19 protein-coding genes are annotated in these 22,158 nt (G+C 69.3%); 11 read left to right on the forward strand and 8 right to left on the reverse strand.

Going from position 1 to position 22,158, the window contains the following annotated elements; genetic code table 11:
- Nucleotide 1 precedes the first annotated feature (1 nt).
- The 5 genes from IAE24_RS13580 to IAE24_RS13600 all read left to right on the forward strand — a co-directional run bounded on the left by IAE24_RS13580 (nucleotide 2) and on the right by IAE24_RS13600 (nucleotide 7,977).
- Nucleotides 2–640, forward strand: a complete 639-nt coding sequence (locus IAE24_RS13580) for a 3-oxoacid CoA-transferase subunit B (RefSeq protein ID WP_012206068.1) — start codon at nucleotides 2–4, stop codon at nucleotides 638–640.
- A 102-nt stretch (nucleotides 641–742) separates the two neighbouring features.
- Nucleotides 743–2,107: an HD-GYP domain-containing protein gene (locus tag IAE24_RS13585; protein ID WP_013802012.1), complete on the forward strand. Its 1,365-nt coding sequence runs from the start codon at nucleotides 743–745 to the stop codon at nucleotides 2,105–2,107.
- A gap of 91 nt (nucleotides 2,108–2,198) precedes the next feature.
- Entirely contained in the window at nucleotides 2,199–3,083 is an 885-nt protein-coding gene (gene imuA / locus IAE24_RS13590; RefSeq protein WP_043821540.1) for a translesion DNA synthesis-associated protein ImuA, read from the forward strand.
- Between the two features lie 6 nt (nucleotides 3,084–3,089).
- Nucleotides 3,090–4,598: a Y-family DNA polymerase gene (locus IAE24_RS13595; protein WP_199960419.1), complete on the forward strand. Its 1,509-nt coding sequence runs from the start codon at nucleotides 3,090–3,092 to the stop codon at nucleotides 4,596–4,598.
- On the forward strand, nucleotides 4,591–7,977 hold the full coding sequence (locus IAE24_RS13600) for an error-prone DNA polymerase (RefSeq protein WP_199960418.1): 3,387 nt from the start codon (nucleotides 4,591–4,593) through the stop codon (nucleotides 7,975–7,977). The genes IAE24_RS13595 and IAE24_RS13600 overlap by 8 nt, the downstream gene beginning before the upstream one ends.
- Before the next feature lie 29 nt (nucleotides 7,978–8,006).
- Here IAE24_RS13600 and tsaA read toward each other — a convergent pair whose 3' ends face one another.
- From tsaA to IAE24_RS13640, 8 genes are all read right to left on the reverse strand, one after another.
- Nucleotides 8,007–8,507, reverse strand: a complete 501-nt coding sequence (gene tsaA, locus IAE24_RS13605; protein ID WP_013802016.1) for a tRNA (N6-threonylcarbamoyladenosine(37)-N6)-methyltransferase TrmO — start codon at nucleotides 8,505–8,507, stop codon at nucleotides 8,007–8,009.
- Nucleotides 8,504–8,866, reverse strand: a complete 363-nt coding sequence (locus tag IAE24_RS13610; RefSeq protein WP_013802017.1) for a winged helix-turn-helix domain-containing protein — start codon at nucleotides 8,864–8,866, stop codon at nucleotides 8,504–8,506. Before IAE24_RS13610 ends, tsaA begins: the two co-directional genes overlap by 4 nt.
- Before the next feature lie 352 nt (nucleotides 8,867–9,218).
- A complete protein-coding gene (locus tag IAE24_RS13615; RefSeq protein ID WP_199960417.1) occupies nucleotides 9,219–11,492 on the reverse strand; it encodes an AsmA family protein in 2,274 nt (757 codons plus the stop codon).
- A gap of 147 nt (nucleotides 11,493–11,639) precedes the next feature.
- Nucleotides 11,640–12,986, reverse strand: coding sequence for an MFS transporter (locus tag IAE24_RS13620; protein WP_013802019.1), 1,347 nt, complete (start codon nucleotides 12,984–12,986; stop codon nucleotides 11,640–11,642).
- A gap of 37 nt (nucleotides 12,987–13,023) precedes the next feature.
- A complete protein-coding gene (locus IAE24_RS13625) occupies nucleotides 13,024–14,349 on the reverse strand; it encodes an MFS transporter (protein ID WP_199960416.1) in 1,326 nt (441 codons plus the stop codon).
- Between the two features lie 121 nt (nucleotides 14,350–14,470).
- Nucleotides 14,471–15,349, reverse strand: coding sequence for an SMP-30/gluconolactonase/LRE family protein (locus tag IAE24_RS13630; RefSeq protein ID WP_013802021.1), 879 nt, complete (start codon nucleotides 15,347–15,349; stop codon nucleotides 14,471–14,473).
- Nucleotides 15,350–15,395: 46 nt separating this feature from the next.
- On the reverse strand, nucleotides 15,396–16,328 hold the full coding sequence (locus IAE24_RS13635) for a 3-keto-5-aminohexanoate cleavage protein (RefSeq protein ID WP_197943630.1): 933 nt from the start codon (nucleotides 16,326–16,328) through the stop codon (nucleotides 15,396–15,398).
- A gap of 54 nt (nucleotides 16,329–16,382) precedes the next feature.
- Nucleotides 16,383–17,177: an SDR family oxidoreductase gene (locus IAE24_RS13640; protein ID WP_141831653.1), complete on the reverse strand. Its 795-nt coding sequence runs from the start codon at nucleotides 17,175–17,177 to the stop codon at nucleotides 16,383–16,385.
- Between the two features lie 138 nt (nucleotides 17,178–17,315).
- Here IAE24_RS13640 and IAE24_RS13645 point away from each other — a divergent pair, with 138 nt between their 5' ends.
- The 6 genes from IAE24_RS13645 to IAE24_RS13670 all read left to right on the forward strand — a co-directional run bounded on the left by IAE24_RS13645 (nucleotide 17,316) and on the right by IAE24_RS13670 (nucleotide 22,137).
- Nucleotides 17,316–18,071 carry a GntR family transcriptional regulator gene (locus IAE24_RS13645; RefSeq protein ID WP_047216965.1) on the forward strand — a complete coding sequence of 252 codons (756 nt, stop codon included), beginning with the start codon at nucleotides 17,316–17,318 and terminating at the stop codon, nucleotides 18,069–18,071.
- 64 nt (nucleotides 18,072–18,135) lie between these two features.
- Nucleotides 18,136–18,363 carry an AbrB/MazE/SpoVT family DNA-binding domain-containing protein gene (locus IAE24_RS13650; protein ID WP_013802025.1) on the forward strand — a complete coding sequence of 76 codons (228 nt, stop codon included), beginning with the start codon at nucleotides 18,136–18,138 and terminating at the stop codon, nucleotides 18,361–18,363.
- A complete protein-coding gene (locus IAE24_RS13655) occupies nucleotides 18,360–18,776 on the forward strand; it encodes a putative toxin-antitoxin system toxin component, PIN family (RefSeq protein ID WP_012206055.1) in 417 nt (138 codons plus the stop codon). Before IAE24_RS13650 ends, IAE24_RS13655 begins: the two co-directional genes overlap by 4 nt.
- 12 nt (nucleotides 18,777–18,788) lie before the next feature.
- Entirely contained in the window at nucleotides 18,789–19,706 is a 918-nt protein-coding gene (locus tag IAE24_RS13660; RefSeq protein WP_199960415.1) for a pseudouridine synthase, read from the forward strand.
- Between the two features lie 105 nt (nucleotides 19,707–19,811).
- Nucleotides 19,812–20,360, forward strand: a complete 549-nt coding sequence (locus IAE24_RS13665; RefSeq protein WP_013802028.1) for a TetR/AcrR family transcriptional regulator — start codon at nucleotides 19,812–19,814, stop codon at nucleotides 20,358–20,360.
- A 1-nt stretch (nucleotide 20,361) separates the two neighbouring features.
- Complete coding sequence (locus IAE24_RS13670) at nucleotides 20,362–22,137, forward strand: MFS transporter (protein WP_012206052.1); 1,776 nt, start codon at nucleotides 20,362–20,364, stop codon at nucleotides 22,135–22,137.
- Nucleotides 22,138–22,158: the final 21 nt, after the last annotated feature.

Here is a 22,158-nt window from a genome sequence, read left to right on the forward strand (position 1 = left end):
CATGCCGTGGACCCAAGACCAGATGGCCGCCCGCGCGGCCCAAGAACTCGAAGACGGCTTCTACGTCAACCTGGGCATCGGCATTCCCACCCTGGTGGCCAACCACACGGGTGACAAGGAAGTGTGGCTGCAGTCCGAGAACGGCATGCTGGGCATCGGCCCCTTCCCGACCGAGGATGCCGTGGACGCCGACCTGATCAACGCCGGCAAGCAGACCGTGACGACGATTGCCGGCTCGTCCATCTTCGGCAGCGACCAGTCGTTCGCCATGATCCGTGGCGGCAAGATCAACCTGTCCATCCTGGGCGCCATGCAGGTGTCCGAGAAGGGCGACCTGGCCAACTGGATGATTCCCGGCAAGATGGTCAAGGGCATGGGCGGCGCCATGGACCTGGTGGCGGGCGTCAAGCGCGTCATCGTGCTCATGGAACATGTGGCAAAGAAGAAGGACGGCACGACCGACCTCAAAATTCTTCCCGCCTGCACCCTGCCTTTGACCGGCGTGGGCGTGGTGGACCGTATCATCACCGACCTGGGAGTGATGGACGTGACGCCGCAGGGCTTGAAGCTCGTGGAACTGGCCCCCGAAGTGAGCTTCGAGGACATCCAGTCCAAGACCGGCGTGACGCTGATTCGCTGATGTTGCCGTGCACGGCCTGCCTTGGCAGGCCTGCGCAACGAGAGCCCGCCTTGCGCGGGCTCTTTTGCTTATATTTCAGATTTCGAGCCAATGGGAGCCTCTATGACGGATGTCGCGGCCGTGCGCAATCCACCGACAGCGCAGGGATGGAAGGACGAGGGCGTGCATTTCCTGCGCGCCGTCACCGACATGGCCGAGCATTGCAACGTGGTCACCGGCGAGCCCATCTTCAACGACAAGGGCGTCAAGCTCGTGGACAAGGGTGCGCGCATCGACGGCAACATGTACGAGCGCCTGGTCAAGCACAAGCTGCGCGACCCCATCGACAAGCACCTGGGCGTGGACAACCGCGTGGACGTGCTGGCCATCGAGGCCCAGGCCATGGTGCAGTGCGAGACCGTGGACCTGATGCGCCGCCTGGTGCAGTCGCTGGGCGGCACGGACCGGCTGCTGGCGCCGCTGCGCCTGATGGTGCTGCCGCCGCAGATCGCCTTCAAGCTCACGGTCATGCGCGAGCAGCGGCCCGAGCTGTTCGCCCACAGCCTGCAGATGATGCTGGTGGCCATCTACCTGGCGCTGCAAAGCGAATGGAGCGAGCGTGAATGCGGCCCGCTGGCCACGGCGGCCCTGCTGCACGACGTGGGCATGCTCTACATGGACCCGGCCTGGACCGACCCCAACTACCGGCTCACGGGCGCCGAGCGCAAGCACCTGGTGGCGCACTCGGTCACGGGCATGCTCATCATGCGGGGCGCGGGCGCGTATTCGCAGGACGTGGAAATGGCCGTGCTCGAGCACCACGAGCGCATGGACGGCACGGGCTATCCGCGCGGCGTGCATGGCGAAGCCATCTCCAAAATGGGCCGTATCCTGTTGCTGGCCGAGGTGGTCTCGGCCTTCTTCGACAAATTCCAGGACCTGCCCGGCCAGCGCCTGTCGCTGATGCTGCGCATGAACCACCGCCGCTATCCGGCCGATCTGGTCGGCATCCTGCTGCCGCTGCTATACGACGAGATCTCGCCGGGCACGCCGCTGCCGCCGCTGCAGGCCGAGGTCACGCACAGCGTGGCCGCCCTGTCGGCCGCCTTCCAGATGTGGGACACGTTCAGCCAGGCCTTTCCCGAGCGCTGGCAGGCCATGCCCGACCACCAGGCGGCCGTCTACATCGACTCCAGCATCGGCGGCCTGCAAAAGCAGCTGGCCGAGGCCGGCCTGCATCCCAGCCAGCAAACCGACCTGCTGGCCTACCTCAAGGACGATGTGCAGGGCATGAGCGAGCTGGCCCTGCTCAGCCGCGAGGCGCTGTGGCAACTGCAGGCCATCGTCAACGCCTGCCTGCGCCGCTGGCCCGCCATCAATGCCCGCACCCACGCCGTGGACACAGCGGTCGCGCAGTGGTGCGAAGCCTGCATGCAGATCGACGCCACGCCCCCAGCGGGCGGCGCAGCGAGAGCGCCAGCGCACTGAGACAGCCGGGCTTGCCCGGCTTTTTTACATCCGTGGATCTCTCGGAAATCAAGAGTGCTGTATATTCATACAGTATCTGAGATTTCCCCCCATGACCACGCCCCACGCCTCCCAAACTGCGCAGCCCGCCCCCATGGCGGGCGCGGCGCGTGTGCTGCCTCAGTTGCAGGGCGTGTGGCGTGGCGATGGCTGGCAGCAGGCGCTGCAGCAGCGGGTCCAGCCTTCGGGCCATGCGCTGCTGGATGCGCAATTGCCGGGCGGGGGGTGGCCGCTGGGCGCCATGGTCGAGCTGCTGCAACCCGCCCATGGCCATGCCGAGTGGCCGCTGCTGCTGCCGGGCCTGGCGGCCCTGATGCAGCGCAGCGCGGGCCAGGTGGTGCTGGTGGCGCCGCCTTGCAGGCCTTTTGCACCGGGACTGGAAGCGGCGGGCGTGGCGGCGCACCGGCTGTGCTGCGTGGAGGCCGACACCCACCCCGGCGCCCACCCCGGCGCTCACCCGGCAGGCGATGGGGCAGGGCTGGCCTGGGTCTGTGAGCAGGCACTGCGCTGCCGCGACGTGCTGGCCGTGCTGGCCTGGCTGCCAGCCGGTCTGCCCATGGCCACGCTGCGCCGGCTGCAATGGGCGGCCGCTGCGCAGGGGCGCATTCTGTGGCTGTGGCGCGAGGCCTCGGCCGCCCTGCAGACGGTGGCCTCGCCTGCGCCGCTGCGGCTGCGCGTGGAGACAGAGTTGGGGGAGCCGGGCGAAGGCGGCACGCCAGCCTGCCTGCGCGTGCAGTTGCTCAAGCGCCGAGGGCCTGCGCTGGAGCATCCCTTGAAGCTGCCCCTGCACCACTGGGCCTGGCAGGACGTGCTGCAGGCCCAGGCCCAACGGCGCACCCGGCAGGCGGACGAGGCGCAGCGCTGGCTTCATGGACACGGGCAACTGCTGCCCGCCGAGGCGCCCGCCCTGCAGGCGGCAGCGCACACCCTGGGGTGAGATGCCATGGCACAGCCGAATCAAGCACTGCACTGGATTGCCTGGCCGCTGCATGTCGCGCAGGGCGATGGCCAGGGCAACGGCGACAGTGATGGCGAAGGCAGTGCCTGCGCGCAGCAGGCCTGGTGGGCCCTGCGCTGGACGCCGCGCGTGGCTCTCTGGTACGGGGCAGGGCAGGCTGTGGCGTTGATGGAGGTGGGCAGCGTGGAGCGCCTGTGGGGCGGTCGCCAGGCCATGCTGCTGGGCCTGCTGCGCGCGCTGCGCGAACAGCAGCCCGAGGACGGTCAGGCGGGCGGCCCCCGGATGCCGTTCTGGGCCCGGGGCGCCACGGCGTGGCAGGCGCTGGCGCGTCTGCGCTGGCGCATGCAGGGTACGGATTCGCGCCAGCCCTGGCCGCCTGCCGACGCACTGCCCATCTGGACGCTGCCCGCACTGGAGCCGCATGCGCCGGCCCTGGAGCGCATGGGCTGCCGCCGCTGGGGCGAGCTGCGCGCCCTGCCGCGCGCGGGCCTGGCGCGGCGCATCGGGCTGCCGGCGCTGCTGGCGCTGGACCAGGCCTATGGCAGCAGCCCCCATGCGCTGGACTGGCTGGAGCTGCCCGAGCACTTTGCATTGCGCGCCGACCTGGGCTATCCGGCCAGCGACGCCCAGGCCCTGCTGCAGGCCGCCCGGCCCCTGCTGCGTGCGCTGCAGGCCTGGCTGCAGGCCCGCCACCAGGGTGTGCTGGGCCTGCAACTGCGCTGGCACCACGATCTGCGGCGAGTGGACGGCACGGAGCTGCCGGCCTGGGAAGCGCTGGACATCCGCACGGCCCGCCCCGCCCAGGCGCTGGAACACATGGAGCGCCTGCTGCGCGAACGCCTGGCCCGCACGCCCTGGCGCGCGCCTGCGGACATGCTGGAGCTGGTGGCGCTGGACACCGCGCCTTTTGCGGCCGATGCCGGCAGTTGCCTGCCACCGGCCGCGCCCGGCCCGGCGCCGCTGGGCGAGGCGGCAGGCGCGGCAGATGGGGCAGGCGCGGCCAGCGGCATGGCCTGGCATGAATGGGTGGAGCGCGTCTCGGCCCGCCGTGGTGCGCAGGGCGTGCGGGTGGCGCAGCTGCAATCGGACCACCGGCCCGAGGCCATGCAGCGCTGGACCCCGGCCTGCGAGGCCCTGCAGACCCCGCAGGCACCGCGGCGGCCCGCGCACGCGCGCAAGGCGGCCAACCCCTGGCAGGGCCTGCTGCCGCCCTGGCTGCTTGATCCGCCCCAGCCGCTGCTCCTGCAGGGCAGCCGCCCCTGCTGGCAGGGGCCGCTGCAATTGCTGGCCGGCCCCTATCGGCTGGAGGCCGGCTGGTGGGGAGAGCCGCAGGCCGATGCGGCGCTGGCTGTGCGTGACTATTTCGTGGCCAGCAACGCGGCTGTCGGCCATGTCTGGATCTACCGCGAGCGCGCGCCTGCATCGGAGCGGCTGCCAGGCATGCCGGCCCTGCTGTCGCCCGCCGCCTGGTTTGCGCAAGGCATCTATGGCTGAACAGGACATCCTGCTGGAGCCGCCGCCCCCGCAGCTGCAGCGGCTGCAGCCCCCGCCCCAGGCCACCGGGCCGGTGTCCGGCATGGCATCGGGCCCGGGCCTGCCCGGCTATGCGGAGCTGCACTGCCTGTCGAACTTCAGCTTTCTGCGCGGCGCCTCTTCGCCCGCCCAACTGGTGCAGCGCGCCAAGGCCCTGGGCTACCAGGCGCTGGCCCTGACCGACGAATGCTCGGTGGCCGGCGCCGTGCGGGCCTTCGAGGCCGCACGCGACTGCGAGATGGCCCTGATCCATGGCAGCGAATTCGCCTGGGGGCCGCTGCGCGTGGTGGCGCTGGCGCGCGATCTGAACGGCTGGGGCAACCTCTGCGAATTCATCAGCGCGGCGCGCGCCCGTGCCGAAAAGGGCCAGTACCTGGTCGATGCGGACAGCCCTTGGCATCTGCTGCGTGAAGGCTGCGAATGCATCGTTGTGCCGCAGCGTGCGCAGCTTTTGCCCGGCGATGTGCCCGCCATGGCCGAGGCCGTGCAGGCCGCCGTGGCGCAGCTGGGGCCGGGCTGCTGGCTGGGCGTGGAGCTGCTGCTGGCGCCCGACGACAGCCTGTGGCTGCAAAGCCTGCAGGACGTGGCAGGGTTGCTGGGCCTGTCCTGCGTGGCCTGCGGCGACGTGCACATGCATGCGCGCTCGCGCAAGCCGCTGCAGGACCTGGTGACGGCGCTGCGCCTGGGCTGCACGGTGGCCGAGTGCGGCTTCGAGCTGCACCCCAATGCCGAGCGGCATCTGCGCTCGCGCTTGCGGCTGGGCGGCATCTATCCGCGCGCCATGCTGGATGCAACCTTGCAGATTGCCGCGCGCTGCGATTTCAAGCTCAGTGAGATCCGCTACCACTATCCGCAGGAAACCGTGCTGCCCGGCATGGATGCACGCCAGACCCTGGCCTGGCATACCTGGCAGGGAGCGGCGGGGCGCTATCCGCAAGGCATTCCCGAATCGGTCACCAAGCAGTTGAAGGATGAGCTGGAGCTGATCGCCGAATGCCGCTACGAGATGTACTTTCTCACCGTGCACGACATCGTGCGCTATGCGCGCAGCGAAGGCATCCTGTGCCAGGGGCGCGGTTCGGCCGCGAACTCGGCCGTCTGCTATTGCCTGGGCATCACGGCCGTGGACCCGAACAAGACCACGCTGCTGATGGCGCGCTTCATCAGCCGCGAGCGCAGCGAGCCCCCAGATATCGACGTGGACTTCGAGCACGCGCGGCGCGAGACCGTCATCCAGTACATCTACGAAAAATACGGCCGTGACCGTGCGGCGCTGACGGCCGTGGTCAGCTGCTGGCGCACGCGTGGCGCACTGCGCGACGCGGGCAAGGCCCTGGGCGTGGATGCGGCGCTGATCGACGCCATGGCCCGGCAGCACCACTGGTTCAGCGATGCCGAGGACCAGGCGGCCGAGCCGGAGCCCGAACCCGATGACCCCGCCCTGGGCTGGGTGCGCTCCAAGCTGCTGCGCCTGGCCCGGCTGCGCGAGCGGCTGGGCGACGACTGCCCGCAACTGTCGCCCCAGCGTGCGCGGCTGTGGCTGGAGCTGGCCCTGCAACTGCGCGACAGCCCGCGCCACCTGAGCCAGCACGTGGGCGGCTTTGTGCTGACCGACGGGCCGCTGACGCGGCTGGTGCCCGTGGAGCCGGCCGCCATGCAGGGCCGCTCGGTCATCCAGTGGGACAAGGACGATCTGGACACCATGAATCTGCTCAAGGTCGATGTGCTGGCCCTGGGCATGCTCACCGTGCTGCGCGGCAGCCTGCACGCGCGCGCCGCGCTGCGCGGCCCGCGCTGGGAGCTGGCCGACATTCCCAAGGACGACCCGGCCACCTACGACATGATCTGCCGCGCCGACACCGTGGGCACCTTCCAGATCGAGAGCCGCGCCCAGATGAGCATGCTGCCCAGGCTGCGGCCGCGCGTTTTCTACGACCTGGTGGTCGAGGTCGCCATCGTGCGGCCCGGCCCCATACAGGGCGGCATGGTCCATCCCTATCTGCAGGCGCGCGAGCGTCGGCGGCAGGGCGGCGAGCTGGTCCTGGAAAAGCCCGCGCTCGAGAAGGCGCTCAAGCGCACGCTGGGCGTGCCCATCTTCCAGGAGCAGGTGATGCAGATCGCCATGATCGCGGCAGATTTCTCGGCGGGCGATGCCGACGAGCTGCGCCGCTCCATGGCCGCCTGGCGGCGCAAGGGCGGCGTGCACCGCTTCGAGCGCCCATTGATCGACGGCATGCTGGCCAACGGCTACAGCGCCGAATTTGCCCAGGCCATCTTCCGCCAGATGCTGGGCTTTGGCGAATACGGCTTCCCAGAAAGCCATGCCTACAGCTTTGCCATGCTGGCCTATGCCAGCGCCTGGCTCAAGCGCCATGAGCCGGCCTGTTTCCTGATGGCCTTGCTCAATGCCCAGCCCATGGGCTTCTACACCCCCTCGCAGCTGATCCAGGATGCGCGCCGGCACGGCGTGCGCGTGCTGCCCGTCGATGTGCGCCACAGCGACTGGGATTGCACGCTGGAGGCGCCGCACGAGCGCATTGCCGGCGTCGAGCTGCCGCAGCCGGCCGTGCGCCTGGGTCTGTGCATGGTGGCGCAGTTGCCAAAGACTTCGGGCGAGCGCGTGGCCCAGGTCCGCGCGCAGGCGCCGTTCAGGAGCACCGAGGACCTGGCCCTGCGCGCCCGGCTGCAGCGCGCCGAGCTGCAGGCCCTTGCGGCGGCCGATGCGCTGCAGGGCCTGTCAGGCCACCGCCGCCAGCAGATGTGGGATGCGGCGGCCCTGCAGGTGCAGCCGCCGCTGTTCGCGGGCGTGCCCGTGCACGAGGCGCCCGTGCAACTGGCTGCTGCGCCCGAGGGCGAGGAAATCCTGTTCGACTACGCGGCCACGGGCCTGAGCCTGCGCCGCCACCCGCTGGCCCTGCTGCGTGACCGCCTGCGCCGCCACGGGCTGCGCACGGCGCTGGAGCTGCGCGACACGCTGGCGGGCATGCGCGTGCGGGCCTGCGGCATAGTCACCGTGCGCCAGCGCCCGCCCACGGCCAAGGGCACTCTCTTCATCACGCTGGAGGACGAGACGGGCACGGTCAACCTGGTGGTCTGGCCCGATACCGTCACGCGCTGGGGCGAGCCCTTGCTGGGCGCGCGGCTGCTGGCGGTGGAGGGCATCTGGCAAAGCAGCTCGGATTGGGGCGGCGGCAAGGACCCCGGCGAGCCAGCGCCTGCAGAGCAGGCCAACCAGGAGGTGCCCGCCGTGCGCCATCTCATCGTGCACCGCGCCCGCGACATGAGCCGCTGGCTGGGCCGCCTGGGCGGCGCCGGCGTGGCAAGCCGCAATTTCCACTGAGGGCTGTTGCCGTTGCTGCCGCTGCAGGCTCAGGCCATGCGGTCGTCCGCGCGGATGTCGGGCATCTGGTCGATACGCTTGCCGAACCAGCCTATGCGCTCGGTCTGGCGCACATCCAGCCTGGGCACGTAGGGCTTGATGTCGAGCACGGGCGTGCCGTCCAGCATGTCGTTGCCCAGGAAATGCAGCAGCAGTCCTTCGCGCCGCACCAGGCGCACGATGGACAGGCCCAGCCGGTTGGGCCGCGCCGGGGCGCGCGTGGCGAACACGCCGTGGCTGCTGTCGTCCATGAAGGGCACGACTTCCAGCTTTTCCACGGCCTGGTGCAGGTGGGTGATGAGGATCAGGTAGTCAAAGCCTTCGATGTCGCGCAGCCCGGCCTCGAACTCGGGCAGCAGCTCCACGCGGCCGGCCTCGTCGGCCGCGCCCGCCGTCTGTATGGGCATGCCCACCGGGTCGGTGAAGCGGCTGCGCACATGGCCGATGGGGCGGCAGGCGACGGCCTGCGCCGTGGAGCCGGCCGCGCTCATGCGCTCGTTCCCTGGGGATTGAGCAGGCGTGTCAGCGCGGCGATATCGGCCGCCGCCGCCATGCGCGCCGTGGTCTCTATGGAGCGGTAATGCCTGACGATGGCTTCGCCCGTGGAGGTGAGCGAGGCGCCGCCGCCGTGGGCGCCGCCAGCGCTGGTGTTGACGGCCGGCGTCTGCAGCGCGCGGTTCATCTCGTCGACCAGCACCCAGGCGCGCCGGTAGGACATGCCCAGCGATCGCGCTGCAGCCGAGATGGAGCCCGCCTCGGCAATGGCTTCGAGCAACTGCACCTTGCCGGGACCGATGGCAATGGTGCTGTCGTTGTATACGCGCAGGCGGAACTGGACTTTGGAGGACATGGGGAAAGGACTTGGCACAGGAGAAAAGCGAACGTCAAGGTTAAGCGAAATCAACGGCTTGCGCCGTCACAGGGGCTAAGGGGAAATACGCAATGCATGGATCGCTACAGCGAAGGGGTGCTCTGGCAGGGCGTTCCTGCACACGGGCTGTCGGGGCCGGCGCGCTGGCGCTGCCGCCAGGGCGCCCGCTGCCTGCGCATCGTCTGCGAGTGCATTGGCGAGGCTCTTGACCTGCCGGCGCCGCGTCTCGATGCCTGTGTGCTGCGGCGCTATTTCGTCACATTGCCACCGGGTTTGCTAGCCTTTTTGCGCCAATGCAGCGCGGCGCTTGCCGCGCATCCTGGCCACGCGTTTACTTCTTGCTGCTTTCTGCCAGCAGGCGCTGGCATTGCGCATCTTCCTCGGCGGCCGGCACCGTCAGCGGCACCAGGGCCAGGGCGGCGGGCGCCACCACGGCGGCGGCCACGGCCGCGCCCGCGCGCAGCAGCAGCGGGCCGGGCTCCACGCCCACCTTGGGGTTGGCGAAGCTGCCGCGCACATACAGGGGCGTGCGCAGAGAGAAGAACTTCCACTTCAGCGACTCGGGCACGATGCGCAGGTCCATGGTCTCCTGCGCCAGGCTGATCTGTCCGGTGGCCTCGATGATGGCCTCGGGCGTGGCCAGCTTGACGTTGCGGGTGCGCGCAATGCCCTGCTTCACGGTCAGGTCGGCAACGGCGCAGTTGAGCTGCACTTCCTTGTCGGCGCCGAACAGCTTGGTGACGATGACGCTGCCCAGGTTCAGCGCGGCCAGGTCCAGGAGCTGCTTGCTGAAGCGGCCATCGCGCACATACAGGCGGATGTCGCCCGAGCTGGTGCCCAGCCATTCGGCAATGGACTGGCCCCGGCCCTCCAGCCCCAGCGCGCCGTCCATGCTGCCCAGGCTTTTCTTCATCAGTTCGATCTCGGGGAACAGGGCCGACAGCTGCAGCCCCTGAACCTTGCCCTGGAGGCTGGCCTTGGGCGGCTTGGCGCCGCTGTCCACCACGGCCTCGATGTCCAGCCGGCCCTTGGCCATGCCGAAGCGCAGCGGGGACAGGCGCAGCACGCCGTTGTCCATGACGGCATGCACGCTGAAGTCCTCGATGGGCAGGGCCTGGGGGCGCTCGATGCGGTCGCTCTTGAAGCGCACATCCATGTCCATGGCATTCCACTTGCTGGTGTCAAAGCGCTGTGTGGGCAGGGCCTTGCCGCTGGCCGCCTGCCGGGTCTTCTGGCCCTGCTTGGTGGACGGTGCTCCCACCACCGGCCCCAGGTCGGCCAGGCGCAGCTTGCGCGAGGCCAGATCGCCGCTGAGCTTGGGGCGCGGCTTGCCCGATGCGTAGTGCAGCGTACCGCGCAGATCGCTCTGGCCCACGCGGCCATCGAATTCCTCGTAATCCCAGACGGCGCGCCCCGGCTCCAGGCTGCCGACCAGATGGCCATTGGTGTCGAAGGGCGGTGTGCGCGGCAGCAGCAGACCCGTCAGAGGGAACAGGTCGGCCATGCTGGAGCCGCGCAGGCGCACCTGCAGGTCCATGCCCTTGAGCGCCCTGGGATTGTCGAGAATGCCCTCGGCCCGGGCGCGCAGGCTGCCCGCATGGGCCCACAGCTTCACGGGAAAGCGTGCCTGTTCGCTTTGCAGGTCCAGCACGGGGCCGATGAGGCCCTGGGCCTCGACCGTGGCCTTGGCGATGCGGCCGGTCAGGCCGACGCGCATGCCATACGGAAAGTCTGGACTGGGCGGCTGCACAAGGCTGTCCAGACGTGCGCGCACCGCCATCTGGCGCACGCCATCGCTCCAGCCCACCAGGCCGCCGCGCAGGCTCAATTGCGCTACCTGAAAACGCCAGCGCGGCCCTGTGTGCTCGGGGCGCTTGAAGGTCCAGTTGTTGCTGCCATCCTTGCGCCGGGCAAAGACCAGGTCAGGGCCTTCCAGTTGCAGATGGTCCAGCAGCACATGCCGGCCCAGCAGCGGCCACAGCCGCAGGCTGGCCGTGGCGCGCGCGGCCGTGGCCATGGTGGCGGCATCGCGTGGGGGTGGGGCCATTTTCTCGTCGGCCAGGACGATGCTGTCGCTGTCGATCTTGGGCGCGGAAGGGCTGGCCTGCGAGTCCTTGTCCTTGCCTTCGTCCTTGTCCTTCGCCTTTCCCTTGGGCTGTTCCTTGGCTTTTTCCTCGGGAAGGCGGCCCTTGTTCAACTGGTCGGGCGGCGCAGGCAGGGCGGGCAGCTCGGCACTGCCCTTGACCGGCTCCTGCTCGACCTGCCAGCCTTCGGGCTGGCCCAGGGCCAGTTGCTCGGCCTCGATGGTCACGCCCGGGACCCAATGGCGCCAGCCCTGGTCCAGGGGCTGGGGCCAGGTCCAGCGCAGGCGCAGGTCGCCTTCAATGGCGAAGTGGCGGCCGGTGCTTTCGCTGACGCGTTCGTTGACCCAGGGCTTGGCCCGGTTCCAGTCGAAGGTGGCAATCAGGACCACAACGACGGCGAGCAGCAGCACCAGGGCCGACACCGTCCACAAAAGGGCGCGCAGCCAGCGGCGGCGGGCTGGGCGGTGGGGTGCTGGTGTGGCAGGGCTGTGGTTCGCTGTGTCGGTCGCTGTGTCTGTCATGGCGCAGGGGGCCGCTAAATGGGGTTCGGTCCATCCTATCGCCATGAAACCGCTTGCCAAGGCCCGGGACGCGCTGGCGGGCAGCCGGCAGGCCCGCATACAGGAGATTGACCTACAGCGCGGCCTGCGGCTGGGAAGGGGCCGTCATCACGGCGTCTCCTGGCCCTGGCGCAGCCGGGTGGATGCCAGGGCGGCCACCACCAGCAGGCCCGCCATGATGAACAGGCCGTTGCGCGTGCTGCCCGTGGCCTGTTCGATCATCCCCATCACAGTGGGGCCGATGAAGCCGCCCACCAGGCCGCAGGTATTGACCAGGGCTATGCCGCCCGCCAGCCCCGCGCCCGCCAGCCGCGAGGCGGGAAACAGGAAGACCACGGACTGCACCACGAAGAACATCAGCGCCGTCAGGCTGAAACCCAGCAGGCCCAGGGCTGGCGAGGCCTTGCCCGCCAGCGCGGCCACCAGCAGGCCGGCGGCCATGGTGGCCAGGCCCGCCAGCAGCATGCGCCGGCAGCGCTGCGGGTGGGTGGCAAAGCGCGGCAGCCAGGCCGCACCGATGGCCGCTGCGATCCAGGGCACGGAGTTGAGCGTGCCGATCTGCAGCGGCGAGAGCTGGCCGTAGGTGCCGATGATGCCCGGCAGGAAGAAGATCACCGTGTAGATGCTGATCTGGTGGCAGAAGTAGACAAGGATGGCCAGCCAGATCTGGCGGTCGCGCAGGCAGTCCCTGAGCGAGTGGCCCACCTGGCCGGCGCTGGCCTGCTGGTCCTGCTCGGCCTGCAGGCGTTGCAGTACCTCGCGCGATTCGGCGGCCGTCAGCCAGGGCGCGCTGGCCGGGCCGTCGGGCAGCTTCTTCCAGACCACCCAGGCCAGGGCCACGGCGGGCAGGCCCTCGATCACGAACATCCATTGCCAGCCGTGCCAGCCCAGGAAGCCGTCCATCTGCAGCAGCGCGCCGCCCACGGGGCCGCTGAGGATGTTGGCAATGCACACGCCCAGCAGGAAGTAGCCGATGGCGCGGGCCCGTTCCTCGCGGCCGAACCAGTAGGTCAGGTAGAGCATCACGCCGGGGAACAGCCCCGCCTCGGCCGCGCCCAGCAGCACGCGCATCACGTAGAACGAGGTCTCTCCGGTGATGAAGGCCATGCCGGCCGACAGCAGGCCCCAGGTCACCATGATGCGGGTGATCCAGAAGCGCGCGCCCACCCTGTGCATGATGAGGTTGCTGGGCACTTCCAGCAGGGCGTAGCTCAGGAAGAACAGCCCCGCGCCCAGGCCGTAGGCGGCCGCCGAGATGCCCAGGTCCACCTCGATGTGCGACTTGGCCAGCGCGATGTTGGTGCGGTCTATGAAGCTGATCACATAGGACAGCACCAGCAGCGGCATCAGCCTGCGGAAGATGCGGGCGTTGAGCAGCGACTGCCTGTCGCCGGCGGCAGGCTGCGGCCGTGCGGGCGGCGCGTGAACAGGGGAGGGCGATGGGTGATGGACCATGGCAAATCCTTGGAAAGATGGGTGGAGGAAAGCGGAGTCAGGCGGTGGCGGTGGCGGTGGAGGCGGCGTTGCCGCGCGTGCCCAGCTGCAGGGCCACGCCGCCCAGCGCGCAGCCGGCCATGACCAGGAAGCACAGGGCATAGCCGCCGGGGCTGGTCCAGCCGCCGCCCAGGGCGATCAGGCTGCCCATCAGCACGGGCGCGATGCCGCCGCCCACGAACATGGCGGTGGTGATGATTCCGTTGGCCGTGGAGGTGGCCGCAGGCTGGGCGCAGTCCGAGGCCACCGCGTAGTAGATGGGCCAGACCGCATTGGCGACCAGGCCGAACAGCAGCTGCATCACCACGACCAGGGCCATGGTGTCGGCGAAGTAGAAGGCGCCCACGCTGGCGGCCATCCACAGGCCGCAGATCACCAGGGTGACGCGGCGCCCGATCACGTCCGACAGAGCCGGCCAGACCAACTGGCCCAGGATGCCGGTGAGCGTGAACACCACGCTCATGCCTGCCGATTCGGCCAGCGACAGGCCCATGATGTTGTAGAGGTAGGCGGGCAGCACCACGTTGATGCCCATGTAGACCACCTGCGTGAGCAGGGTGTTGCCAGCCGTCAGGGCGATGCTGCGGTTGGCCAGCGTGCTGCGCAGGGTGCGCCAGGCCTGGCCTTTTTCCACCTGCGCCGCCACGCTGGCCTGCGGCGGGGTCATGCCCCGGGCGGCGATGTCGGCATACAGCAGTTCCATCTTCTGCGGCGTGGAGTAGCGCGCCCAGAACCACATCAGCGGGATGGCGATGACCAGCGCGACAAAGAACACATAGCGCCAGTTCTCCTCGCCGAAGGCGTACAGCACAAAGCCGGCGACCAGGCCGCTGAGCATGGCGCCCACCGGATAGCCCGTGTGGTGGGCGCCCAGCGCGAAGCCGCGCCGCTCCACCGGCCACCACTCGGCGGTGTTGCTCACGCCCACGGGCTCGCCCCAGCCGGCGCCCAGGTTGACGCCGACGCGCAGCGCCACGAAGCCCGCCAGGCTGCCGCTCAGCGCCTTGAAGCCCGAGGCGAACGACAGCGCCGTATAGCCCAGCACCAGGGGCACCTGAAAGCGTGCGCGCTTCCAGCCCGCGCCGTAGCGGTCGCTCCAGATCGCGCCGGGAATGTCCAGCACGGCCAGGGCCAGCATCACGATGGTGGCCACCGTGCCCCATTCGTCGGCCGACAGGCCGAAGTGCCGGGAGATGGTCGGCCCCAGCCGCAGCACGATCTCGCGGTCGTAGGCATTCAGTACCCAGATCAGCCAGCAGACCAGCAGGGATACCCATGAATAGCGGTGGATCTGGCGCAGCGAAGCGCGCGGGGCCTGGGCCATGGCGGTCTCCCGGGCACCAGCGGGGGGTGCCGTTTCATTGTTGTGTGGATGAAGGCGCCGCTTCGCGGGGCGGGCGGCGTTGCGGTGCGAAGGCTCCGGGCCTGCATGCCCGGCTCCGCGCTCAGGCGCCGAAGCGCTGCTCGGGCAGGCCACGCACGCCCAGCCCCTTGACGGAGAACAGCGCGCCACGGGACTGGCCGTCGCCCGGGAAACGCGGCAACGGCGGCTTGCCCATGGAGGTGACGTACAGCGTGTCGAGCCCGGGCCCGCCGAACATCACGCTGGTCACCTTGCGCACCGGCATCTCTATCACCCGGTCCACCCGGCCGTCCGGCGTGTAGCGCACCAGCTGGCCCGCGTACACCAGGGCCTGCCACAGGCAGCCTTCGGCATCGACCGTGGCCCCGTCAGCCGCGCCACCACCGCTGGTGTCGACCGGGGCAAAGGTCCGGCGGCCGCTGGCATGGCCCGTGGCCGTGTCGTAGTCGTAGGCCCGGATCTCGCCGCTCCACGTGTCCGAGAAATAGAGCGTCGTGCCGTCCGGGCTCCAGCACGGGCCGTTCGAGCAGATGATGCCCTCGTCCAGCACATGCAGGCTCAGGTCCGTGTCCAGCCGGTACAGCCGCGCCGAAGGCTGCTCCTCCAGGGTGTCCATGGAGCCGAAGACGAAGCGGCCCTGCCGGTCCACCTTGCCGTCGTTGAGCCGGTTGCCGGGAAGGTGGGACTCGGGCGCGACGACCAGCTCCAGCTCGCCGCTTTCCAGGTCCAGCGTGTGCACGCCGCCGTGCAGCGCCACCAGGGCCGAGCGGCCGTCGCGGCGCAGTGCCATGGAGCCAATCTTCTGGCCGACTTCCCAGGCGCGCAGTTCCCGCCCGTCGGCCGTGCAGCGGAAGATGCGGCCGTCGAAGCTGTCTATCCAGTACAGGCGCTGCTGCCCGACGTCCCACAGCGGGCCTTCGCCCAGCGTGGTCTTGAGGTCGGCGACGATATCGATCTGCATGGGAGTCTCCTGTTTTGTGGCATGGGGGCTGGCCCGGGAAGGCGATTCAGAAGGCGACGTTGGCCGCACCCTTGAGGCCCAGCATCCGGCGCGCCTCGTCAGGCGTGGCGACGTCGACATTCAGGGCCTCGAGCACGGTGCGGATGCGGCGCACCTGCTCGGCGCTGGAGGTGGCCAGCTGGCCCGGTCCTATCCACAGAGAGTCTTCCAGCCCCACGCGCACATGCGAGCCCATGGCCGCGCCCATGGTGGCCAGCGGCAGCTGGTTGCGCCCGGCACCCAGGATGGACCACTGGTAGTTGCTGCCCAGCAGGCGGTCGGCCGTGCGCCGCATGTGCATCAGGTCCTCCGGGTGGCCGCCGATGCCGCCCAGGATGCCGAACACCGACTGCACGAACACGGGCCCCTGCACCAGCCCCCGGTCCACGAAATGCGCCAGGTTGTGCAGGTGGCTGATGTCGTAGCACTCGAACTCGAAGCGCGTGCCCTGGGCCTGGCCCAGCCGCAGGATGCCTTCGATATCGGCAAAGGTGTTCTTGAAGACCAGGTTGCGGCTGTTTTCCAGGTGCTCGCGCTCCCAGGCGTGTTCCAGGTTCGGGAAGCGCTCCAGCATGGGGAACAGGCCGAAGTTCATCGAGCCCATGTTCAGCGAGGCCAGCTCGGGCTGGAACTCGGTCACGGGCCGCATGCGCTCTGGCACCGTCATGTGCGGGCTGCCGCCCGTGGTGATGTTGACGATGGCATCGCTCTCGGCCCGGATCGCCTTGAGAAAGGGGCGGAACAGCTCAGGGTCCTGCGAGGGGCGCCCGTCGCGCGGATCGCGGGCATGCAGGTGCACGATGGCGGCGCCGGCCTCGGCGGCATCGATGGCGGCGCGGGCAATCTGCTCGGCCGTCACGGGCAGGTGGGGCGACATGCTGGGCGTGTGGATGGCGCCCGTGGGCGCGCAGGTGATGATGGCTTTGGTGCGGGTGGCCATGGAAGGTCCTTGCAAACGGTGAAAAGACGAGAGGAGGGGAGGAGGAGAGGGCGCTCAGCTCAGCGCCTGTGTCAGCCCATCGACGGCCAGCTCCTGGCCCGTGACATGGCCGGCCAGCGGGCTGGCGGCAAACACGGCCATGTTGGCAATGTCGCGCGCCGTGGCCATGCGGCCCAGCGCGGCCTGGTGCGTGTAGCTGCGCGTGACGTCTTCCAGCGGCAGGCCGCGCGCCTGCGCCTTGGCAGCAATCACATCGCGGATGCGCGGGCCGTCCACGGCGCCTGGCAGGATGGCGTTCACCCGGATGCCGTCTGCGCCCAGCTCCAGCGCCAGCGACTTGGTCAGGCCGATCACAGCCCACTTGGACGCCGAATAGGCCGAGCGGCCCGGCATGCCCAGGTGGCCTGCCGCCGAAGACAGGTTGACGATGGCCGCTTGCCGGCCCTCGCGTGCCGATTGCCGGAGCCGGGGCACGGCCAGCCGCGTGCACAGGAAGGCGCCGGTGATGTTCACATCCAGCGTGCGCTGCCAGTCGGCCAGGTCCAGCGTCTCCACCGCGCCCGTGGGGCCGGCCACCCCGGCGTTGTTGACGAGGATGTCCAGGCCGCCCAACTCGTTGTCCACGGCCTTGAACAGTGCCTGCACCTGCAAGGCATCCGACACATCGGCAAGACGGCCGCTGGCGCCGGGCAGGGCGGCAGCCAGCGCATCCAGGCTGGCCTGGGCCACGTCACAGACCATGACGCGCGCGCCGGCCTCGGCAAAGGCGCGGCTGATTTCCAGGCCGATTCCGGCGGCGCCCGCCGTCACCAGGACGCGCTGGCCGGCCAGAAGATCGTTTTTCCACATGCGGGGACTCCTTGGGATCTCAAACAAAGGTGAAAGGGATTCGGGTTGGGTTTGGATTTTGTATCTGTGATCACAGATCAAATATGGTGAATACCCTATGCGGCATGACAGCGGCGGCGCCGCGCTACCATCGCCGCCATGGCCATCAACGAACTAGTCACCCCACTCAAACGCCAGACCCTCAGCAGCGATGTCTATGCACAGCTCAGGGAATTGCTGATCACGGGCCAGATGATTCCGGGCGAGCAGATCTCGCTGCGCACCACGGCCAGCGCGCTGGGCGTCAGCGTCATGCCCGTGCGCGAAGCCGTGCACCGGCTGGTGGCCGAGCAGGCGCTGGAACTCACGCCCAACCGCGCGCTGCGCGTGCCCTTGATGACGGAAAGCGCCTTCCGCGAGATCACGCGCATCCGCGTCAACCTCGAAGGCCTGGCCACGGAGCAGGCGGCACGGCAATTGCCGGCCGCCGAGCTGGAACGCATCGCCGCCCTGCAGGACCGCTTTGCGGCCGAGATGGCCAGCGCCTCGCCGGACGGCGCGCGGCTCATCGCCTTCAACAAGGATTTCCACTTCGCCGTCTACAGCGCGGCCGGCATGCCCATGCTGCTGCAGATGATCGAGGCGCTGTGGCTGCGCATAGGCCCCATCCTCAACCACGACATGCGCTCGGGCTCGCGCCGCGTGAGCGAACAGGTGGCGGTCGGTCACCATGCACGCTTGGTCGAGGCCCTGCGTCGCGGCGATGCGCCTGCCGCGAAGGAGGCGCTGCGCGGCGACATCGAAAGCGCGGCCGATTACATCGTTTCGGCGGGCGTGCTGGTGACGGCGGACAGCGGGTTGAACGGCGTGGGTGGACTGAGCGGGCCAGCCTCGCCAGATGAAGAAGCCCGGTGACACGCAGAGGAATGAGGTAAGGAAGTAAGATTTCCGTGTTTTCTCTCATTTGCAGGAGCCGGCCATGCTTGCCAAATTGACGTCGAAGAACCAGATCACCCTGCCCAAGGCCGTGGTGTCCGAGGTGGAGGCCGCAGAGTATTTCGAGGTGGCCGTGGAAAACGGCCGCATCGTGCTCACGCCCGTGCACGTGCAGCGTGTCCAGCGCGCACAGGCCGTCCGCGACAAGCTGCAGCAGATGGGCATCACCGATGAGGATGTGCAGGAGGCGACCTCCTGGGCGCGCAAATGATGCGTGTCGTCCTGGACACCAACGTCGTGCTCTCGGCATTGCTGTTCACGTCCGGCCGTCTTGCGTGGATACGCCGGGCCTGGCAGCACCAGCAGTTGAAGCCCCTGGTCTGCAGGGAAACGGCCAGCGAATTGCTGCGTGTGCTCGCCTACCCGAAGTTCAAGCTGTCAACGGCCGAGCAACAGGCCTTGCTGGAGGATTTCCTACCCTGGGCCGATGTCGTCACACTGCCGCAGCCCTGGCCTGCATTGCCGCTGTGCCGGGACGACAAGGACCAGGTGTTCCTGGTGCTGGCGCATGTGGGCCGGGCCCAGGCGCTCATCACCGGCGACGGCGACCTTTTGGCGCTGCGAGACAGCTTTCCCGGCCTGATCGTGACGCCCGATGAGTGGGCAGCGCTGCACAAGCGCTGAGGGCAGGAATCCATGCACAACGCCCACGACCCCAAGGTTCTTCCCATACGCGACGGCGTCAGCCCCAGCTGCGTGGTGCTGCCCAGCCAGGGCGGCGGGTTGCTGATCGATTTTCTGGCCGAGCGCCTGCCGGCCGTGGCGCGCGAAGACTGGCTGCGGCGCCTGGCGCTGCGCGAGGTGGTGGACGAGCATGGTCGCGCCGCCGATGCAGGCACGGCCTTTGCGCCGGGCCTGCGCTACTACTACTACCGCGAGCTGCAGGCCGAGCCGCCCATTCCCTTCGAGGCCGAGGTCCTCCACCGCGACGCGCATCTGCTGGTGGCCGACAAGCCGCATTTCCTGCCCGTGGTGCCGGCCGGCAAGTACCTGCAGCAGACGCTGCTGGTGCGGCTCAAGCGCGAGTTCGACCTGCCCGAGCTGTCGCCCATCCACCGCATCGACCGCGACACGGCGGGGCTGGTGGTGTTTTCGGTGCAGCGCGCCACGCGCGGCATCTACCAGGCGCTGTTCCGCGACCGCGCCATCCACAAGACCTACGAGGCCGTGGCCCCCTGGCGCGAGGACGTGGTTTTCCCGCGCACGCATGAAAGCCGCATGGAGGAAAGCGGCCATTTCTTTCGCATGCACGAGGTGGCCGGCACACCCAACACCCGCACCCACATGCAGGTGCTGGAGCAGCGCGGCCCCTGGGCACGCTACCGGCTGGAGCCCGAAAGCGGCAAGCGCCACCAGCTGCGCGTGCACATGGCCGCCCTGGGCCTGCCGCTGTGGGGCGACGGCTTCTATCCCGTAGTGCATGACATGCCCGAGGGCGACTACTCGCGCCCGCTGCAGCTGCTGGCGCGCAGCCTGTCCTTCACCGATCCTCTGGACGGCCAGTCGCGGCGCTTTGACAGCCGCCGCCAGCTGCTGCCGCTGACCGAGCTGTAGAGGCTTTTCCACTGCCGGAAACCGCTGGTTTTTTGCCCATGGCCCCGCCATGGGATAGGCTGGTTGCGGACATTTAACGGACAACTTTGTCCGATAATTGTCCGCATGACTTCCAAAAGACCCAGTGCCGATATCCGCCGCGCCCAGCTGCTGGACGCGGCCGATGCCGTGTTTTCCGAGCATGGCGTGACCGCGCCGCTGGACCTGGTGGTCGAGCGCGCCGAGGTCGGCCGCGCCACGCTGTACCGGCAGTTTCCTGACCGGCGTGCGCTGATGCTGGCGCTGCTGGAGCGTTCGCTGGACAACATGCGCCTCGCGGCCGAGGCCATGGCCGAGGATGACGATGCCTTCTACAAGCTGCTGTCCCGCCTGGCCGAGCGCATTGCGGTCTCGGCCCCCATCACCGATTACTGGCGCACGGTGGAGCGCGGCGACGAGGTCATCGCCCAGGCGCGCGTTGCCATGTGGCAGATCTTTCGGCCGGCCATGGACCGGGCCGTGGCCTGCGGCCATTGCCGCCAGCCGCTGACGCAGGCCGAGCTGTCCCTGGTCTTCGGCATGCTGGGCGCCTCGCTGCGCGGCGAGACGCCGCAGCAGCGGCGCACGCTGGCGCGCAAGGCGCTGCAGATCGTCTGGCAAGGCCTGAAGGCCTGACATGGCCACCACACCCACTCCACCGGGGCCCGTGCTGCCCCCGTCGCCCCCCGTCGTCTACCTCAAGCCCCCGCCGGACTGGGAAGAGCATGAAAAGCCCAGCCTGCCGGGCTCGCCGTCCATGCCGCTGCACCAGCCGGCCGTGCGCGCCGCCTATGGCCTGATCGCCGTGCTGGTGGCGTTGACGGGCGGCCTGGGCAATGCACTGTTCACGGCCAACCTGCCCACCATCCAGGGCCAGATGGGACTGACGTCTTCCGAGGCCGCCTGGCTGACCGGCGCCTACGTCATGCTCAACATGACGGCCAACCTGCTGGTCTACAAATTCCGCCAGCAGTTCGGCATGCGGCTGTTCGCCGAGATCGGCCTGGGCCTGTATGCGCTGCTGACGCTGCTGCACCTGGTGCTGGGCAGCTACACCAGCCTGCTCATGCTGCGCGCGGCCAGCGGCCTGGCGGGCGCCACCTGCAGCACGCTGGGCACGCTCTACATGCTGCAGGCTGCGCCGCGCAAGCATGTGCTCAAGATGCTGGTGATCGGCGTGGGGCTGGGGCAGATCGCCACGCCGCTGGCCTGGATCCTGTCGCCGGGCCTGCTGTTCAACAGCGAGTGGCACAACCTCTACCTGTTCGAGGCCGGCCTGGCCCTGATCTCGTTCGCGGGCGTGGTGGTGCTCAAGCTGCCGCCGGGCGTGCACATCCGCAGCTTCGAGCGGCTGGACTTCCTGACCTTCTTCCTCATGGTGCCCGGCGTGGGTCTGCTGATCGCCGTGCTGGTGCAGGGCTACAACCACTGGTGGCTGGACACGCCCTGGCTGGCCTGGATGCTGATCGGCTCCATCGTCCTGCTGAGCGTGGCGCTGTACATCGAGCACCACCGCCGCAACCCCATGCTGCAGACGCGCTGGTTCGTGCTGGCGCCCACGGTGCGCTTCGTGATCGGTGCGCTGCTGCTGCGCTTTCTGACCACCGAGCAGACCTATGGCGTGATCGGCATGCAGCGCATGCTGGGCATGACGGTGGACCAGATGCAGCCGCTGTTCATCGTCATCCTGCTGGGCACCATCGCGGGCATTGCCGTGTCGGCGCTGACCTTCGGGCTGGAGAACATGGGCAAGCAGATCGTGGGCTCCATCGTGCTGTTCGCGCTGGCGGCCTGGCTGGACCACAGCCGCACCAGCCTGGCCCGGCCCGAGGACTTCTTCGGCAGCCAGTTCCTCATGGCCGTGGGCGCGGGCCTGTTCATGGGGCCGCTGATGCTGATCGGCGTGGTGCAGGGCCTGAAGTTCGGCGCGCACTACATGCTGACGGCCATCGTCACCATCTCCATGACGCAGGCCATGGGCGCGCTCATGGGCTCGGCCCTGCTGAGCACCTACCAGATGCACCGCGAGCAGGTGTATTCGGCCGCCATCGTGGCCGATGTCGATCCCACCGATCCCATCGTGGCCGACCGCCTGCGCCTGCAGCAGCAAAGCCTGGCCCGCGTCATTGCCGACCCGGCCCTGCGTGCGGCCCAGGGCACGGCCCAGCTGGCGCAGGCCGCACGCCGCGAGGCCAATGTGCGCGCCTACAACGACGTGTTCGCCCTCACGGCCGGCGTGGCCGTGCTCTACCTGCTGTGGATGCTGGCCCTGGCCGGCCGCGCACGCCAGCGCGCCTTCGTGGAGCGCATGCGCGCCGCCGCAGCCGATGCCTCGGCCATGCGCGGCACCGATGCCGCCGCGCCGCAGGACGCGCCGGGCCAGCCGCCCACCCAACCCGTCGCCCGCGCCTGAAACCGTTCGCCCAGAGAAAAG

The sequence above is a fragment of the Delftia sp. S65 genome, from assembly GCF_016516495.1.
Lineage (GTDB): Bacteria > Pseudomonadota > Gammaproteobacteria > Burkholderiales > Burkholderiaceae_C > Comamonas > Comamonas acidovorans.

Bases quoted from the DNA above. Each gene is read 5' to 3' on its own strand.
- IAE24_RS13650 (WP_013802025.1), top strand. From the start codon at position 18,136: ATGCTTGCCAAATTGACGTCGAAGAACCAGATCACCCTGCCCAAGGCC.
- IAE24_RS13630 (WP_013802021.1), bottom strand. From the start codon at position 15,349: ATGCAGATCGATATCGTCGCCGACCTCAAGACCACGCTGGGCGAAGGC.
- IAE24_RS13655 (WP_012206055.1), top strand. From the start codon at position 18,360: ATGATGCGTGTCGTCCTGGACACCAACGTCGTGCTCTCGGCATTGCTG.
- IAE24_RS13635 (WP_197943630.1), bottom strand. From the start codon at position 16,328: ATGGCCACCCGCACCAAAGCCATCATCACCTGCGCGCCCACGGGCGCC.
- IAE24_RS13645 (WP_047216965.1), top strand. From the start codon at position 17,316: ATGGCCATCAACGAACTAGTCACCCCACTCAAACGCCAGACCCTCAGC.
- IAE24_RS13620 (WP_013802019.1), bottom strand. From the start codon at position 12,986: ATGGTCCATCACCCATCGCCCTCCCCTGTTCACGCGCCGCCCGCACGG.
- IAE24_RS13610 (WP_013802017.1), bottom strand. From the start codon at position 8,866: ATGTCCTCCAAAGTCCAGTTCCGCCTGCGCGTATACAACGACAGCACC.
- IAE24_RS13665 (WP_013802028.1), top strand. From the start codon at position 19,812: ATGACTTCCAAAAGACCCAGTGCCGATATCCGCCGCGCCCAGCTGCTG.
- IAE24_RS13625 (WP_199960416.1), bottom strand. From the start codon at position 14,349: ATGGCCCAGGCCCCGCGCGCTTCGCTGCGCCAGATCCACCGCTATTCA.
- tsaA (WP_013802016.1), bottom strand. From the start codon at position 8,507: ATGAGCGCGGCCGGCTCCACGGCGCAGGCCGTCGCCTGCCGCCCCATC.
- IAE24_RS13660 (WP_199960415.1), top strand. From the start codon at position 18,789: ATGCACAACGCCCACGACCCCAAGGTTCTTCCCATACGCGACGGCGTC.
- imuA (WP_043821540.1), top strand. From the start codon at position 2,199: ATGACCACGCCCCACGCCTCCCAAACTGCGCAGCCCGCCCCCATGGCG.
- IAE24_RS13670 (WP_012206052.1), top strand. From the start codon at position 20,362: ATGGCCACCACACCCACTCCACCGGGGCCCGTGCTGCCCCCGTCGCCC.
- IAE24_RS13595 (WP_199960419.1), top strand. From the start codon at position 3,090: ATGGCACAGCCGAATCAAGCACTGCACTGGATTGCCTGGCCGCTGCAT.
- IAE24_RS13640 (WP_141831653.1), bottom strand. From the start codon at position 17,177: ATGTGGAAAAACGATCTTCTGGCCGGCCAGCGCGTCCTGGTGACGGCG.
- IAE24_RS13580 (WP_012206068.1), top strand. From the start codon at position 2: ATGCCGTGGACCCAAGACCAGATGGCCGCCCGCGCGGCCCAAGAACTC.
- IAE24_RS13615 (WP_199960417.1), bottom strand. From the start codon at position 11,492: ATGACAGACACAGCGACCGACACAGCGAACCACAGCCCTGCCACACCA.
- IAE24_RS13585 (WP_013802012.1), top strand. From the start codon at position 743: ATGACGGATGTCGCGGCCGTGCGCAATCCACCGACAGCGCAGGGATGG.
- IAE24_RS13600 (WP_199960418.1), top strand. From the start codon at position 4,591: ATGGCTGAACAGGACATCCTGCTGGAGCCGCCGCCCCCGCAGCTGCAG.